This window comes from Methanosarcina sediminis (assembly GCF_052056915.1).
Taxonomy (GTDB): Archaea; Halobacteriota; Methanosarcinia; order Methanosarcinales; family Methanosarcinaceae; genus MTP4.
In genome coordinates, this window is record NZ_CP195119.1 from 1,226,967 (window position 1) to 1,241,760 (window position 14,794).

A 14,794-nucleotide genomic window follows, 5' to 3' on the forward strand; every position below is an offset into this window, starting at 1 on the left:
TTTAATCAGGTCCAGGCTTGATAGTACCCTTCATTTTCCAGGACTTTTACGGGGAGGGAAAAAAGTTCCGAAAGGTTGGCGTCGGTAAGGATTTCTTCTTTTTTGCCGTCCCTGAAGACCCGTCCGTTCCTGATAAGGATCACACGGCTGATTTCGGGAATGACGTCCTGGAGGTCGTGGGTAACGAGGACAACGCTCTTTCCCGAGTAGGCAATTTTCCGGACACTCTCACGAAAGGTGTGGAGGGCTTTTAAGTCCAGGCTGTTTGAGGGTTCGTCCAGGATAAGGACCTGAGGGTCGTTGACAAGCGCCCTTGCGATCAGCACCTTCCGGGCTTCGCCCGTGGAAATCTCGCTCATCAGCCTGTCTGCCAGCCAGGCAACTTCAAGAAAGGAGAGAACTTCCCTTGCCCTGACTTCCATCTCCGGAGTGACCTTGTGGTTGTAATAGATCCCTATGCTACTGAAAAATCCCGAGAGCACGACGTCCAGCACCCTGATAGGGCGGCAGCAGGTCTGCTGGAGATCCCCCGAAACAATCCCGAGCATCTTCCTGAGCTCGAAAACGTGCCAGGTCTTCCTGCCCATAATTTTCAGGACAGTGCCCTCTGCCCCTACCAGGGGGTGGTACTCCTTCATGAAAGTCTTGATAAGGGAGGATTTGCCAGAGCCATTTGGCCCTATGATCGCCACGTGTTCCCCCGGCTTCACTGAGAGGGATACCGAGTCCAGGATCTTTTTCCCTCCCCGGACAACCGTGACATTCCTTAGTTCCAGAAGGTACTCAGCGTTCATGTGAAGTTCGTGGGTTTCCCCCGGGGTTTGAGGAATTTCCCCTGGGGTTTGGGGTATGTTTTCGATCATTTTTACCAGTTCTGTTCTTTTCGGTTTCGGAGTAATATTCTTTAACATTTTTCTTTCTTGCGTTTAAATAGAAAGCACCGGTATTCTTTTTAGCGATCTTTTTGAACCGATATTCATAGGGTACACAGAAGTTTGACCCGAGACTGTTGGAAAAAATTAATATACTGTGCAGGACATAAGAAGTGTTATGGGTATTGAAATTAGTGTTAATGCGGGGTCAGACACAGCTACTTCAAGTGTCAATGCCTCAGGAAGCGTACAGCACATAATCACCGATAAAGAAAGAACGACATTCAGCATTCAGGACGGGGGTCTTAAGGATGCCGTTAACAAGTATTTCGGGAAGAGACCAAATGATGCATATTTACACAGCCCTACCCCCTGGGACGACCTTTACAAAACATATGGTTGGCCTGAAGTAGAGACAGTGCTCGTCGTCCAGAGTGCAACAATAAGAGGGATTACCTCGGAGCCTGTGATTGTGGCAACAAAGACTTTTAGCAACAGCAGCAGTAAAAAAGCAACTTTCGATGCCAGCATTTCGGACCAGGTCACCAATACTGTGGAGAGCAACTGGTCCCAAACGGACACGATCGAGGTAGGACAGAAGTTTACATATAACGTCAGTTTCCTGGGAGCCGGCGGAGGGGGAGAAACATCCATGTCCTACAGCCATTCCTGGGGCCAGGGTGGCTCTGAGAGCAAGAGCATCACGGTCGGATCGAGTTCGGGAGTCAAGGTTGAGTTGGAACCCGGGGAATCGGTTGAAGCCCAGCTCACAGCCAGCAGAGGGGTGATGAAGGTCAGGATTGTTTACAAAGCATATCTGATCGGCTCCACTGCTATCAACTACAACCCAACGTACAAGGATCACCATTTCTGGGCTCTTGGCATCGGCGGGGTTATGGGTGCAGCATCCCTGCCGACAACCAGGGAATACACGGAAGACATCGAGATTGGCTACTACTCAAACTCAAAAATAGAACTCAGGGACCCGGCAGGTCAGCTGAAGGGGATGTTCTTCGAGGCTGATAAAGCAGCAGTAGCTGACAATGTAGCTTTGTAAATTGCAAAAGCGCAAACCTTGAAATATAAACTGTCCGGAGAAAGGGCCAGGTCTCCGCTGGCCTTTGCCGGACAGGGCCGTTTATTATCGGGAGACCCGACATTTTTTTTTGAATCAGTTGAGTTTTTCTGTAACTTATGAGTGAACTACCCCTCCCTACCTCCTCCGGAGTTGAGGGAGGTACTTCCCTCGAGTACTTGAATCATCAAGGCATTGGCGCTAAGAACTCGATACACATCCCCACTTTAGGCACAACGCAATACGCTCTCTCCTGTAGAATCATTTTGTCAGATCATTTTGTCAGATCATTTTGTCAGATCATTTTGTCAGATCATTTTGTCAGATCGTTTTGTCAGATCATTTTGTCAGATCATTTTGTCAGATCATTTTGTCAGATCGTTTTGTCAGATCATTTTGTCAGATCGTTTTGTCAGATCATTTTGTCAGATCGTTTTGTCAGATCATTTTGTCAGATCGTTTTGTCAGATCATTTTGTCAGACCATTCTGTTTTGTATTTTCTAATAGAGCCTGATATTTCCCGGGAAAACTTGCAAATTTCTGGAAATCTTTGAGATAAGGAAAATTATTCTTCAATATTTTTGTTTCCTGCAAGTATATAATCAGATAAAATAAAATCACATTAGAATTAAAGAGAGAAATTTATTCGGGGGGAGTCTGTTGGAATTTAACTATTCGAAGGTATCATTCCATTCTTTCGTACACGAGATCAGGTTTATCATCATTTTCTACATAATAGGGGATTGGGCTTCCACATGGTATGCCATGCCCTACGGTGAGGAATTCAACCCGCTTCCTGCGCTAATTCTGGAACACTATGGGATTTTTTCTCTCCTGGTCCTGAAAATAATTCTGGTTTTTGGCCTTTTCTTTATCTTTCCCATAATCAAGCTATTCCCTGCCAAATGGATTTTCACCAAGCACGTTATCGAATTTTTAGGGATCCTGGCAACCGTAAACAATATCATGGTCGTCTGGTATGGGAACAGCTTCATTCAGGCCATGGGCTGGTTCTAAGATGGCCTGAAAAAAAGATTTTTCGGGACATGGGGTTTACGCTGTTTTCGCATACAGGAAACAGTCGTAAAACTCTTCTCCGATTTTGTGGACTTTTTTCAGGACTCCTTCATTTTCGTACCCGCACTTCTGCGCTACCCTCTCACTCGCCCGGTTCCGGACATCCAGCAGGATAATGATTCTCTGCAACAAAAACTGTTCAAACCCGATCTTTTCCAGAAGTTTCACCGCCTCAGTTGCAATCTCCCTTCCCTGGTATGCTTCATCCACGAAGTACCCGATCTCTCCTATGTAGGGCCTGTGCTGGTCAATTTTTAGCCCGCATGCCCCCACCAGCTTTCCGTCCAGGAGGATGCTGTAGTTGTACTCTAAATGCTTCCTGCGCTTTATTTCATTTAGTTGTATGAAGCACTCCTCATCCTCAAAGGTTTTTACAGGGACTTCCAGAAACTCCATGTTCGTGTTCATGATGATTTCGAAAAAACGCTCTGCATCAGAAAGTTCCTGGGGGCGGATTCTTACTTTCGGCATTGAAGACAGATAGATTTAAGTCCGGAAAAATGTTTGCCAGAATTGTATGTTCGTGCTTCGTAGTAAAAAATGAGTAAAAAGTGGGGGGAATTATTCAAATTCCCAGGGCTGCCCTGAACAACACGATCAGCCCGAAGAAAAGGTTCAGCACCACAAGCCCCCCCAGCACGAGCGCACCTGTCCTGAGCATGCCGGAGTTTTTCTCAAAGAAGGATAAACCGCCCTGCATGGAATCCAGGGAAGCGTTCACCTTTGAGATAGCTTCTTTCGATTCCTCAAGGTTTTCTTTGAGTGTCGAGAGGACATCTTTTGACTCCTCCAGATTTTCTTTCAGGGTTGAAATGGCTTCCTTTGACCCTTCAAGGTTCGCGTTCAGGGTGTCAAGCACCGCATCGATTCTTGGCTGTTCTTCGGTGTGCAGGCGTTCAAGCACATCGTGTACTTCATCGAGGGTCTGCGGAATTATTCCGGGCTCATCTTCCCATCTATGGTTCAGGAGCTCGAACCTGCGGTCGAGTTTCAGGAGCTGTCTCTCGTAAAAAGTGGTCTGGGCTTTAAGGAACTCGTAATTTTTCTGGAACCCGTCAAATTTCGTATTCATACTTGCCGAGATCCTTGCAGCCTGGGGCTGCCTGATCCCCACCGGAGCATTTTCCATTCCGGCAAGTGAGAATTTCAGACCTTCCGGAATTTCCGGTTTTATTTCTGCAAAAGCGGGATCCACAACTTCATTTCTCAGTTCCGGCTCTTCTTCCGGATTTGGCATTTCCGGGGAAGTTGTCCTTTCTTTCTCTACCTCCGCCTCCCTTACTGCTGGCTCCTTTACTTTTTCATCTTTTACCTCTGCCTTCTTTACTCCTGCCTCGCTGCTTGCGAGTTTCATGGAAGCGGTTTCTTTCAGGAGTTTTGCAGCGTTTACGACCTCGTCCGGGCTTTTTCCAGAAAGTTCCGAGACCTTTAAGCTGCCTATGATGTCCGAAAACTTTTCAGGGTCTTTCACGATTCCCGGGATTTCAATAGTTCCGGGGATTTCCTTGATATCCGGAATTCCTTCGATTTCTGGGATTCCCTCAATTCCCGGAATTTGAAGGCCTGCCTCAACAATTTTTATCCCGCTGCCACTGATCTCGAATTTCTTTTCGGGAAGCTTTTCCATTGCTCCGGCAAACTGGAGGGCCAGTTTATCTTTCCTGCCGAGCAGTCCCTCGTAGTACTTTTTGTCAAGCTCAAGCTTTCCCAGCTTATCTTTCACGTCCGGGGAGAGCTCGATTTCCGGGATTGGCACTTTCTTTTTCGTGACAAAGAGCTTTTTTACCTCCTGCATGACTTCTTCGCTAACCTCAAGGTTGTCGTCCAGGGAGTCCAGAATGTCCTCGATCTTGGGTTGTTCCAGGGTATTGAAGCGTTCAAGCACCTCTTTTGCGCAGTAGATACCCTCGGTCAGCACTCCGGGTTCCTGATAGAGGATTCCTGCAATTTCACTGTTGACTGCCGTAAGTCTTGCCAGCAGCTGGAAGGTCTCAAGCATGTTCGACCAGTCCGTGAGCATGTCCCAGAAGTTGAAGTCGACCTTTTCCGGGTTGTCCACCCCGAGTTCTTTAAGCTTGGCTTCGATCTTTTCCCTCTCTTCCCTGAGTTCTTCAAGCCTTTCTTTTTCCTCATCCCAGAGCTCGTCCTCGTCCCGCGGGCTCATCCTCTTGATCGTGATCAGTTCCTCGGTCTCTTCCAGAAGCGAGGAAAGCTGCTCGCCAAGCGCCTCGATGGTCGAGCCGATAACCGCAATAGCCGTTCCCGCCTGTTCCGCAGCCTTTCCCATATCTTCTGCAGCGTTCCCTCCCTGGTAGGCTGCCTTTCCTATATTATACAGGCCGCAGGTCGCAACCCCGAAAACAACGTCTTTCCATCCCATTTTTTACATCTCCTCCCGATTTTTCCTCTTAATCTTTCCTCATCGTTTATTCCCTGTTTTTCCTTTTGCCGGATTTAACTCTGTTATATTTTACAAATTCAATTTTTTTAATTATGAACTATTTTACTCAGAATCAATTATAAATTTTTTTGTATTTTTTTAAAAGAGATGAGTAGGGAAGGTAGAAAGAGAAGATTGATGCCAGCAGGTTCTGTTGATGGATTCTTTCAGCGGGTTTTGTTAGTGGGTTCTGTCAGGAAGTGATGTCGGGAGGTTATTACGCTGGATAAATCTGTTGAATGTACCATTGAATGAGCCCGTTAAATAAAGTATATTTAACATCTTAAATAATTACTAAAACATGACCGATGATATAATCTCCAGCATTAAAGAGGATTTAGTGCAAAACGTGGACGAGAAAACGAAAAACAATTATCAGCGTTTTTTTAAGGAAGAGGTGAAATGCTACGGGGTGAAGAGTTCCGTAGGGGGAAAACTTGCAAAGAAATATTTTGAAGAAATCAAACAGGAAGACAAAAAGGATATCTTTTCTCTGTGTGAAGAGCTTCTGAAGTCGGACTACTGCGAAGAGGCTTTTATCGCATTCCAGTGGGCGTATCAGCTAAGAAAGAATTATGATGAGGAAGATTTTCAGGTTTTTGAGAGCTGGATTGAAAAATACGTCAACAACTGGGCTAAGTGCGATACCCTCTGCAACCATGCCGTAGCCTCTTTTATCGAACAGTTCCCAGGGTACATAGAACGGCTCAAAACCTGGACAAAGTCCGGGAACATGTGGCTAAGGCGTGCTGCTGCCGTGACTCTGGTTTTGCCTGCCCGGAAAGGCAAGTTTCTGGAAGATATTTTTGAGATTTCCGACAGCCTGTTGCAGGATGAGGAAGACCTTGTCCGGAAGGGTTACGGCTGGCTGCTCAAAGAAGCAAGCAAAGCCCACCGGGAGGAAGTCTTCAAATATGTGATGAAAAACAAGAAAGATATGCCAAGAACGGCACTCAGGTACGCGATTGAAAAACTCCCTCAGGATATGAGGGCTATGGCTATGGAAAAATGAGGAGAATGTTACTTAATGCAGAGGAAAGGTGGCAGATGAAGGGAGGTTGGAATTGCCCTATGCAGTACCCCCATACTACGTTAGGCTCCTTAATCTCCCCCCATATTCCCATTTCACCGGCATATCCGGTTTGCTTGCGCTATTCTCTCTCCCAGGTAAAAGAATGTTTTCACAAGTATTTTGTCTTATTTATTAAACATTGTTACGGCCTTGGCACTCAGGAGGTTTTGATGATAAATTTTGTGGCATATTATTTATCTCTGCGTTTGTGTGGAAGTGCATGAGGCCAGATGATTGCGTTTTTGTTTGTATTAGGAGCGTATGATATTTTGAAATCGCGGGGATGGAGAAATGGAGGAGTGTAAGTGAGTGTAAAAGACATCTGGAAAAGGCTTCAGGATTCCCGCAATAAGAAGGCTTCAAGTTCTATTTATTGCTACTACGCACCTATTGAAATATTAGAATTCGAAATTTTGTTTGAATTTGAAAGTTGAGGCAAAGAGGTGTTTGAAGTAAAAAATTTGATATTTGAAGTAAACTTGATATTTGAAATAAATCAAATACGTTCAAAACCATATACTCATTGAAAGGTACTAGCGAGTCTTCCCCATGCCCCGACGAACTTCCTTCAAACTCATCTCAATAACCCTTCTCCTCCTTCTCACTGCCGGTTGCATAGATTTCCCTGCCATTTCAACGGATGAAGCCGAAGAGGCGGTTTCTGAAGTGGAGAATATCGTTGTCGGGGAAGTTGAGCGTTTCGTAGCCGGCCAGACGGACCATGTCCTTGAGGATGAGGCGGGTTCCGGCGAAACCGGAGGAAGTGAGATCGAAGAGGGGACACCGGAAAGTGAGGTATCTCCATCTTCTTCCCCTTCTGCCCCGTCATCTCCTTCTTCTACCTCAGTGGAAGTACCCGGAGTCCCGACTTACACCGAGGAAATATCAAGTGCGGTTTATCCCAAAGACTACCGGATACTTTCGTTGAATTTTAAGAGGGCAGTTGACCCCGAGGATGAGGAAATATCCCGGGAGATCCACAGGATAACCGGGAAAGACTCGGGGTACGATATCAAAGATGTCTGTGCTGTTTTTGATTATGTGAACGGGAAGTGGGAGTACAGGTATGACAAAAATTCCGAGTTTTTCTTCGGGGCGGCGCAGACGATAAGGGACGGGTATGAGGGGGACTGTGATGACTATTCTATCGTCATGTCCACGCTGATGGAGAACATGGGTTTCAATACGCGGATCGTTACGGTGAGGACAGAGACTTACGGCCATGCCTATCCCGAGATTTATATCGGAGACGATCAGGATACGGCATATGAAATTTTGTATTATGTGTACGGGCGCTATTCCTATGCGGAAAGCATCTGGTATTCGGAACGGGACCTTGAAAAGGGGGAGAGTCAGTACTGGCTGAACCTTGACTGGAGCGGGTCGAACGGCTACCTGCACCCGGGAGGTATGTACCTGGAAGGGGCAAGGGTCGCATACTATCCTGGCGGGCTCGTTGAGTTTTGAGGTTAAGGGACAGGCACTTCGTTCTAAATTTTATTTGAAACTTTCGGCTTTCAAAAAAGTTATATTCCATCAATTCCAAGTATCTAAAACTTTCAAGGATATTACAAATTGAAATTATCGTGTTAATTACAAAAATGAAGAGGTTATGAAAATGACAGAAAAACTCGGAATCCTGGCCATCGGGCACGGGAGCAAGCTGCCTTACAACAAAGAAGTTGTTACACAGATCGCTGATTACATTGCACAGAAGCACGCTGACGTGGTCGTAAGGGCCGGTTTCATGGAGAATAGCGAGCCTACCCTGGACGAAGCTATTGCAGCTTTCTCCGGGACAGGGATCACGAAGGTCGCAGCTGTGCCGGTCTTCTTAGCCTCAGGTGTGCACATCACAAAGGACATCCCCGGTATTCTGAACCTGGACGAAAACGGCTGTGGGACACTTATGGTTGACGGGAACGAAGTTCCCATCTGCTATGCCAAGCCCCTGGGCGCCGACGAACTGATCGCAGACCTCGTCTACAAGAGAGTAGAAGAAGCAATCTAAACATTCCATACCGCGGAATTTTTATTCCGCAATTTTTTTCCAGGCATCGGGTTTTTTGTCCCGGAGCCTTTTATTTTTCCCATTCCGTTCTTCCGTTTTCTTCAGTTAGCTTTTGCAGCTTTCTCGTCCCCTCTACCCTCTTCTTTTTTGTTTACTCCGTTAACTCTGTTGGGATTCAAATCAAGTTAGCTTGCATTCCATGAAGGCCAGAATTTCCAGACTGTTTTCAGTATTACCTTGCGGCAGTGTAATGAAAATACTCATATAGGTTGGATTTTTATAATTATCAATTAAAGTTTACTTGAATTTTATTTATGCTACAGCCGAAAGGGCCTTTAAAGACCCGAAAAATGAGGAATTAGAGATGGATGAAAAACTCGGAATACTGGTAATAGGACACGGAAGCAGGCTTAAGTACAACAAAGAAGTAATTCTGGAAATTGCGGATATTATTGCAAAAAAGCACCCAGAGGATGTTATCAGGGTCGGGTTCGTGGAGCACAGTGACCCGAAAATCAAAGAAGCTGTAAAAGAGTTCTCAGGCACAGGGGTCACCAGGATCGCCGCCGTTCCGGTCTTTATTGCGTCGGGAGTCCACCTCACCGAAGACATCCCCGGAGAACTTGACCTGGACGAGTCCGGCTGCGGGACCCTCGATATCGACGGCAAGGGCGTGCCTGTCTGCTACGCAAAACCCCTCGGGGCCGATGAACTGATCGCAGACCTCATTTTCAAGAGGGTCCTGGAAGCGCAAAATATAACTGCCTGAACTTTCGTCTAATTTTTCATGGACCTTGACCGGAAAAAAATCGCCGTGCTAGACCTGACGCACGGCGGAATTCCTATTTCTATCAAACTGGCAGAACTCGGGGCAGAAGTATCTGCCGTCGACGTGTACAATACGGTGGACTCCGTAACCCTCTCGGAACTGGAAGATAAGCACGGGATAAGGACTTCCAGAGAGCCTCTGCCGGTCGGGGCTTTCGACCTGCTGGCGGCGCCAGTGCATCTTGACCCGGCTTACCCCATGCTTGCCGAAGCGCGGAATACCCAAAAACCTGTCCTTTCCCACCACCGGCTTGTCGGAATAATTCTTGAGAAGGACCCGCGCCTGGCCGGGACCCGGACGATTGAAATAACAGGCGTGAAGGCAAAGACCAGCACCGCATCCCTGCTTGCGGACATGCTCTCTCGCAAGCTCCAGGTAGTCCTCCATACCTCCCGGGGGCTTGAAGCCTGGAAAGGGGGCATGCCCTCAGAAATCCGCAAAGGTCTGAGCATCACGCCGGGCAGTATCCTTGTCGCCATTGACAGGACCTTTGAAGCCGGAATCAGGCCTGATTTTTTTATTTTTGAAATTTCGATAGGGGGCACTGGAAATGCCGACCTCGGGATCCTGACAACCCTTACCCCTGACTACGGGATCGCAAACAATAGCTCCCTTGCAGGAGAGGCCAAGCTCCAGCTCGTCCGCACGGCAAAAACCGGAACGGCCCTCGTCCTCAACGTGGCTGTGGAAAAAGCTCTGGAAAATACAGGAGAAAAAATCCCAGAAGCAGTCAAAAAAATCACTTTCAGGGACCCTTTCTACCCCGAATCGGGGGAAAGCGCTGACTTTGTCCTGGAAACCGAAGAGGGTAACATCCACTGCCTCTGTCGGGGCCAGAAACTCTTCACCGCCCGCCTGCAGCCCGGATACAATAGTTTGGCCTACAGGACAGCCTTCGTGGCAGCGTCTGCCGCAGCCCTGGAACTCGGGGTCGAAAGCAGGACCATGGTTGAAGCAATCGAAGAATTCAGGGGGCTTGCAGGCAGGATGCAGGAAAAAGAGCTGGAAGGAAAAGCCCTGATCGACAATTCCAACTCTGGCATGGACATCCGCTCGGCTGAAAAGGCTCTCGAATATGCCCTCCTGAAGAAAAAGGATGAGCGAAAGCAGAAAATATTCATTGTCCTGGGGGAAGAAGCCGCCCAGGTCTGTGAAGGATTGCCCCCCGAAGCCGTGCAGGGCTTTGTGGAAAAATACGGGAAAAAGTTCGAGCGCATCGTCCTGGTAGGCGAGCGGATGCGAGCCATAAAGGCAGGAAATGTAACATATGCGGCAAGCCTTCCGGAGGGACTTTCCGAAGCTTCTAAACTCGCAGGGAAAGCTGACATTATAATCTCTTCGGTTAAGTGTTTCCGGTAAAATAAAACGGATTAAATAGGTAAAATAATATGGATGAAATAAAAATGATATTTCATTTTTTCAGCTGGTTTTTCCGGGGGTTTCTGTTAGGGTTACCCTCTATTTTCCATATTTTTATGATATTGTTTTATAGAAGGTCTTACAATCTGTATTCGTTTCCATTGATAACACAATTACGTTGATTATTCAAACTAAAACTCCATTGCTATTTAGGCCTAAATTTCATTGCTTGTCCAAAGCACTCTTCCGTTGCTTATTCAAACCTATTGGCTGTTCAATTTTATTCAAACCCACTGCCAATTTAATCGGGCTTTTAACGGCTCTTGCTTTTTCCCTCCACTGCCGTTTTCCTGCAGGGGACTAAGGGAAATGCATATCAACATCCCGATAAATCAAAACACAGAGGATTTGTCATGACCGGAAAAGATATTTCAATCATTCACCCCCGCCCAAGTTCTATCGTTGCGGCCCTTTACACCCTCAGGGACCTGAACGTCGATGTTGCGATTCTGCACGGCCCTCCAGGATGCTCCTTCAAACATGCAAGGCTTCTCGAGGAAGACGGGATTCATGTGGTGACCACCGCCCTTGATGAGAACGGTTTTGTCTTCGGAGGGCATGACAGGCTGGTGCAGCTTATCAACAAGTCCGTCGAACTGTTCTCCCCGAAAATTATCGGCGTTGTCGGGACCTGTGCCAGCATGATCATAGGGGAAGAGATGCACGAAGCCGTGCTCGAGGCAAACCCCGATGTCCCTGTCATCGAGGTCGAGGTGCACGCAGGCTACCACAACAATACAAAAGGCGTGATCTTTGCCCTGGAATCCGCGCTTGATGCCGGGATCATCGACCATAAGGAGTTCGAAAGGCAGGAGCACCTGCTTGCAAAAGCAACGGAAGTCGAGAAGAAATTCGGGGCCGCAAGCAAAGAATACCTGGCTCCTTCCAGGGGAGATGTCAAGTATAAGGTTGCAAAGAGGGTCATCGAACTCCTGAAGGAAGGCAAGCGCGGAATAACGATCATGAACGCCAAGAAGGAGACCGGCTACATGTTTGCCGACATCACCCTTGCGGTAAATGAAGTCGCAGCCTCCCTCGGAAAAAAGGATTCCATCGTGAACATGGCAAACCTGGACGAGAACCTGGGACTGCCCAGGGTCAGGCAGCATGCCGAATACATCATGAGGGACCTGAAAGCTCACGGCGTTGAAATGCACGAGATCATCGGGGGTATGGACGAGTACCCCATAGCCGGGGAAATGGTAAGCGAGCTGATCAAGGAGAAGTACAGCGACTACGATTTTGCAATAATCACAGGCGTCCCGCACGCAATTCCCATGGATAACCTCAAGGGCATGGAACTTATCTCCGTGACAAACGGGCCAAGGCAGGTCCTACCCATGAAAGAGTTGGGTCACGACTACGTTATGGTGGAAATCGACCTCCACCCGAAGACCCTCGGGGTCAGCAGCATCGTGGAATCCGAGTTTGGGGCCACCTTAAGGGAAGTTGCAAAGGAAGCCTGAAAGGAAACCTGAAAGGAAACCTGAAAAGGAAGTTCAAGGCTGAAAAAGGCGAATTCGGGATAAAAAGGATAATATTTTAGAAAAGGGAGGAAGATCCTGTGAAAAAACAAAAGATCATTGCAATTTACGGGAAAGGCGGTATAGGTAAATCAAGTACCGCGTCCAATGTGGCAGCAGCCTGTGCGGAAGCAGGAAAGAAGGTCATGATCATCGGCTGCGATCCGAAGAGCGACTCGTCCATCACCCTCCTGGGGGGGAAAAGGATCCCAACCATTCTTGACCTCCTGAGGGAAGGCATTGAAGCCACGGAAGAAGACATGGTTTTCGAAGGTTACGCCGGTGTCAAATGCATAGAAGCCGGAGGGCCCGAGCCCGGGATCGGCTGTGCGGGCCGGGGCATCATTGTGGCAGTCCAGAAATTGAAAAGCGTTTCCGGGGAGCTTATGAAAGAGCAGGACCTGATCATCTATGACGTGCCCGGGGACATCGTCTGCGGAGGGTTTGTAGCCCCTATCCGGAAAGGGTACGTAAACGAGGCCTATGTCCTGACTTCCGGGGAATACATGCCCCTCTACGCCGCAAACAACATCTGCAAGGGGCTTACCAAGATCAACATGCCTCTCAGCGGCGTAATCTGCAACTCAAGAAACGCCAGCCGGGAAGAGGAAATAGTTACCAAATTCTCCGAGGAAATCGGGAGCCAGCTGATGGCTTTCATCCCTAAGAGCCAGATAGTCCAGGACTGTGAGCGGGACGGCTACTCCGTTATGGAAAAAGCCCCCGATTCCGAAATCGCCAACGTCTACCGCAGGCTCGGAAAAGCGATCATGGAAAACGAAAAGAAGGTCATGGCAGATTCCCTTACCGATGAGAGGTTAAGGGAATTGACAAAGTAAAAATGAGTTCCCAATACGGAAGTTAAGGGGACTAAAAAGCCGCAAAGGCGTTGAAAAACCATGCACTCGAAAGAACAGCAGGCCGGAATGGATGAGCAGCAGGCCGGAAAGGATGCCGGTAAAATTCCCAGGATCCTTATTTCCGCAGACCGTTCCTCCTCCGGGAAAACAACCATTTCCATGGGGCTGATGGCTGTCCTTGCCTCCAGGGGTTATAAGGTCCAGCCCTTCAAAGTCGCCCTGGACTACATCGACTCCAGTTATCATACCGAAATCACGGGCAGGTTCTGCCGGAACCTGGACGGTTACCTGATGGACGAAAACGGGATCCTGGATGTTTACACCCATGCCTGCGAAGTAGGGGAAGGTGCGGACATAGCGATTATCGAAGGAGTCCGGGGACTCTACGAGGGTTTCGAGAGCCTGAGCGACATAGGGAGTACTGCACAGATCGCAAAGCTCCTCAAATGTCCCGTGGTCTTCGTAATCAACGCCAGGAGCATCACCCGTTCGAGTGCGGCCCTTGTAAACGGGTACAAAAATTTTGATCCCGAGGTGGAAATTGCCGGAGTCATCCTGAACAATATCGGGAGCATCAGACACGCCGAAAAGGCAAAACAGGCAATCGAATACTACGCAGGGGTCCCGGTTATCGGGATAATTCCGAGAGACCCGTCCATGCAGATATCCATGCGCCACCTGGGGCTCATGCCCGCCCTTGAAGGCAGAAGGAGGCTCGGGGACTTCGATGAACGGCTCGGAGGAATTGAAAAGATCATCAAAGAAGGGGTGGATATAGACCGGTTCCTTGCCATCGCAGGAAGCGCAAAACCTCTGGAATCCCCGGAAAACAGTATATTTACCGGAGTTGAGTCCGGGGCAGGTTCCATTTCAATTCCAGGTTCAATTCCTGAATCGATTCCAGAGTCTGATAAACCCAGGATCGGGGTCGCTCTGGATGAGGCTTTTAACTTTTACTACCGCGACAATATCGATCTCCTTGAACTGGACGGGGCGGAAATCGTCTATTTCAGCCCTGTGAAAGATTCCCGGCTTCCAGATGTAGACGGCCTCTACATAGGAGGCGGCTACCCAGAACTCTTCGCCTCCGAACTGGAAGCCAATGAGTCCATGCGCCGGGAAATCAAAGAAGCTTCTGCTTCGGGCATGCCGATCTATGCCGAGTGCGGCGGGCTCATGTACCTGACCGAAAAAATAAGCACCGGAGTTCCCGGAAAAGGTACCTACCACGATGCCAGCATGCCGGAGTCCACATATGAAATGGTTGGAGCACTCCCGGGGCATACCATCATGGGGCAGACCCGGGTTGTCAGCTATAACATCGGGACCCTTGCCGGGGACTGTGTGATAGGGAAAAAAGGCAACACCTTCAAGGGACATGAGTTTCATCACTCCGAAATCCGGGAAATTCCGGGGGACGCAAAGTTTGCCATAAAACTGTCCCGGGGCACCGGCATCAAGGACGACCTCGACGGGCTCACGGTTGAAAATACCCTTGGCTCCTACGCCCACCTGCACGGGGCAGCCTACAGGGAACTGGCAGGCTCCTTTGTGGAAGCGGTAAGGAAATACCGAGCAGAGGAAAAGTAAGTGAAGAATTATATAAATGAAAGCA

General features: G+C 48.3%; 14 protein-coding genes. 11 read left to right on the plus strand and 3 right to left on the minus strand.

The annotated features are described in order from the left end of the window. Positions 1 to 5: 5 nt before the first annotated feature. Positions 6 to 872 carry an ABC transporter ATP-binding protein gene (locus tag ACSAZK_RS05110; protein ID WP_440957105.1) on the minus strand — a complete coding sequence of 289 codons (867 nt, stop codon included), beginning with the start codon at positions 870 to 872 and terminating at the stop codon, positions 6 to 8. Between the two features lie 178 nt (positions 873 to 1,050). On the opposite strand from ACSAZK_RS05110, the gene ACSAZK_RS05115 reads away from it, so the two are divergent. Then, positions 1,051 to 1,929: a hypothetical protein gene (locus ACSAZK_RS05115; protein WP_048178060.1), complete on the plus strand. Its 879-nt coding sequence runs from the start codon at positions 1,051 to 1,053 to the stop codon at positions 1,927 to 1,929. 679 nt (positions 1,930 to 2,608) lie between these two features. Continuing rightward, a complete protein-coding gene (locus ACSAZK_RS05120; protein WP_440956315.1) occupies positions 2,609 to 2,965 on the plus strand; it encodes a hypothetical protein in 357 nt (118 codons plus the stop codon). Positions 2,966 to 3,001: 36 nt separating this feature from the next. Here ACSAZK_RS05120 and ACSAZK_RS05125 read toward each other — a convergent pair whose 3' ends face one another. Continuing rightward, positions 3,002 to 3,496, minus strand: a complete 495-nt coding sequence (locus tag ACSAZK_RS05125) for a GNAT family N-acetyltransferase (protein ID WP_440956316.1) — start codon at positions 3,494 to 3,496, stop codon at positions 3,002 to 3,004. Positions 3,497 to 3,590: 94 nt separating this feature from the next. Then, positions 3,591 to 5,405, minus strand: a complete 1,815-nt coding sequence (locus tag ACSAZK_RS05130) for a hypothetical protein (protein ID WP_440956317.1) — start codon at positions 5,403 to 5,405, stop codon at positions 3,591 to 3,593. 361 nt (positions 5,406 to 5,766) lie between these two features. Here ACSAZK_RS05130 and ACSAZK_RS05135 point away from each other — a divergent pair, with 361 nt between their 5' ends. From ACSAZK_RS05135 to cfbB, 9 genes are all read left to right on the plus strand, one after another. Then, on the plus strand, positions 5,767 to 6,477 hold the full coding sequence (locus ACSAZK_RS05135; RefSeq protein ID WP_440956318.1) for a DNA alkylation repair protein: 711 nt from the start codon (positions 5,767 to 5,769) through the stop codon (positions 6,475 to 6,477). 365 nt (positions 6,478 to 6,842) lie between these two features. Continuing rightward, positions 6,843 to 6,971: a hypothetical protein gene (locus ACSAZK_RS05140; RefSeq protein ID WP_440956319.1), complete on the plus strand. Its 129-nt coding sequence runs from the start codon at positions 6,843 to 6,845 to the stop codon at positions 6,969 to 6,971. Between the two features lie 115 nt (positions 6,972 to 7,086). Next, positions 7,087 to 8,004: a transglutaminase-like domain-containing protein gene (locus tag ACSAZK_RS05145; protein ID WP_440956320.1), complete on the plus strand. Its 918-nt coding sequence runs from the start codon at positions 7,087 to 7,089 to the stop codon at positions 8,002 to 8,004. Between the two features lie 151 nt (positions 8,005 to 8,155). Continuing rightward, the gene (gene cfbA / locus ACSAZK_RS05150; RefSeq protein WP_440956321.1) at positions 8,156 to 8,548 is read left to right on the plus strand and encodes a sirohydrochlorin nickelochelatase; all 393 of its coding nucleotides are present in this window, start codon (positions 8,156 to 8,158) and stop codon (positions 8,546 to 8,548) included. Between the two features lie 364 nt (positions 8,549 to 8,912). Then, complete coding sequence (gene cfbA, locus ACSAZK_RS05155) at positions 8,913 to 9,317, plus strand: sirohydrochlorin nickelochelatase (RefSeq protein WP_440956322.1); 405 nt, start codon at positions 8,913 to 8,915, stop codon at positions 9,315 to 9,317. An 18-nt stretch (positions 9,318 to 9,335) separates the two neighbouring features. Beyond that, the gene (gene cfbE, locus ACSAZK_RS05160) at positions 9,336 to 10,736 is read left to right on the plus strand and encodes a coenzyme F430 synthase (protein WP_440956323.1); all 1,401 of its coding nucleotides are present in this window, start codon (positions 9,336 to 9,338) and stop codon (positions 10,734 to 10,736) included. Positions 10,737 to 11,149: 413 nt separating this feature from the next. After that, positions 11,150 to 12,262 carry a Ni-sirohydrochlorin a,c-diamide reductive cyclase catalytic subunit gene (gene cfbD / locus ACSAZK_RS05165; RefSeq protein ID WP_440956324.1) on the plus strand — a complete coding sequence of 371 codons (1,113 nt, stop codon included), beginning with the start codon at positions 11,150 to 11,152 and terminating at the stop codon, positions 12,260 to 12,262. Between the two features lie 98 nt (positions 12,263 to 12,360). Then, positions 12,361 to 13,158 (plus strand): Ni-sirohydrochlorin a,c-diamide reductive cyclase ATP-dependent reductase subunit, encoded by a 798-nt coding sequence (gene cfbC, locus ACSAZK_RS05170; RefSeq protein WP_440956325.1) that lies wholly within the window; start codon positions 12,361 to 12,363, stop codon positions 13,156 to 13,158. A gap of 87 nt (positions 13,159 to 13,245) precedes the next feature. Next, positions 13,246 to 14,769, plus strand: a complete 1,524-nt coding sequence (cfbB, locus tag ACSAZK_RS05175; protein WP_440957106.1) for a Ni-sirohydrochlorin a,c-diamide synthase — start codon at positions 13,246 to 13,248, stop codon at positions 14,767 to 14,769. The last annotated feature ends 25 nt before the right edge of the window (positions 14,770 to 14,794 follow it).

Coding starts and splice junctions, on each gene's coding strand:
- ACSAZK_RS05115 (WP_048178060.1), top strand. CDS start 1,051: ATGGGTATTGAAATTAGTGTTAATGCGGGGTCAGACACAGCTACTTCA.
- ACSAZK_RS05125 (WP_440956316.1), bottom strand. CDS start 3,496: ATGCCGAAAGTAAGAATCCGCCCCCAGGAACTTTCTGATGCAGAGCGT.
- ACSAZK_RS05130 (WP_440956317.1), bottom strand. CDS start 5,405: ATGGGATGGAAAGACGTTGTTTTCGGGGTTGCGACCTGCGGCCTGTAT.
- ACSAZK_RS05135 (WP_440956318.1), top strand. CDS start 5,767: ATGACCGATGATATAATCTCCAGCATTAAAGAGGATTTAGTGCAAAAC.
- ACSAZK_RS05145 (WP_440956320.1), top strand. CDS start 7,087: ATGCCCCGACGAACTTCCTTCAAACTCATCTCAATAACCCTTCTCCTC.
- cfbA (WP_440956321.1), top strand. CDS start 8,156: ATGACAGAAAAACTCGGAATCCTGGCCATCGGGCACGGGAGCAAGCTG.
- cfbA (WP_440956322.1), top strand. CDS start 8,913: ATGGATGAAAAACTCGGAATACTGGTAATAGGACACGGAAGCAGGCTT.
- cfbE (WP_440956323.1), top strand. CDS start 9,336: ATGGACCTTGACCGGAAAAAAATCGCCGTGCTAGACCTGACGCACGGC.
- cfbD (WP_440956324.1), top strand. CDS start 11,150: ATGACCGGAAAAGATATTTCAATCATTCACCCCCGCCCAAGTTCTATC.
- cfbB (WP_440957106.1), top strand. CDS start 13,246: ATGGATGAGCAGCAGGCCGGAAAGGATGCCGGTAAAATTCCCAGGATC.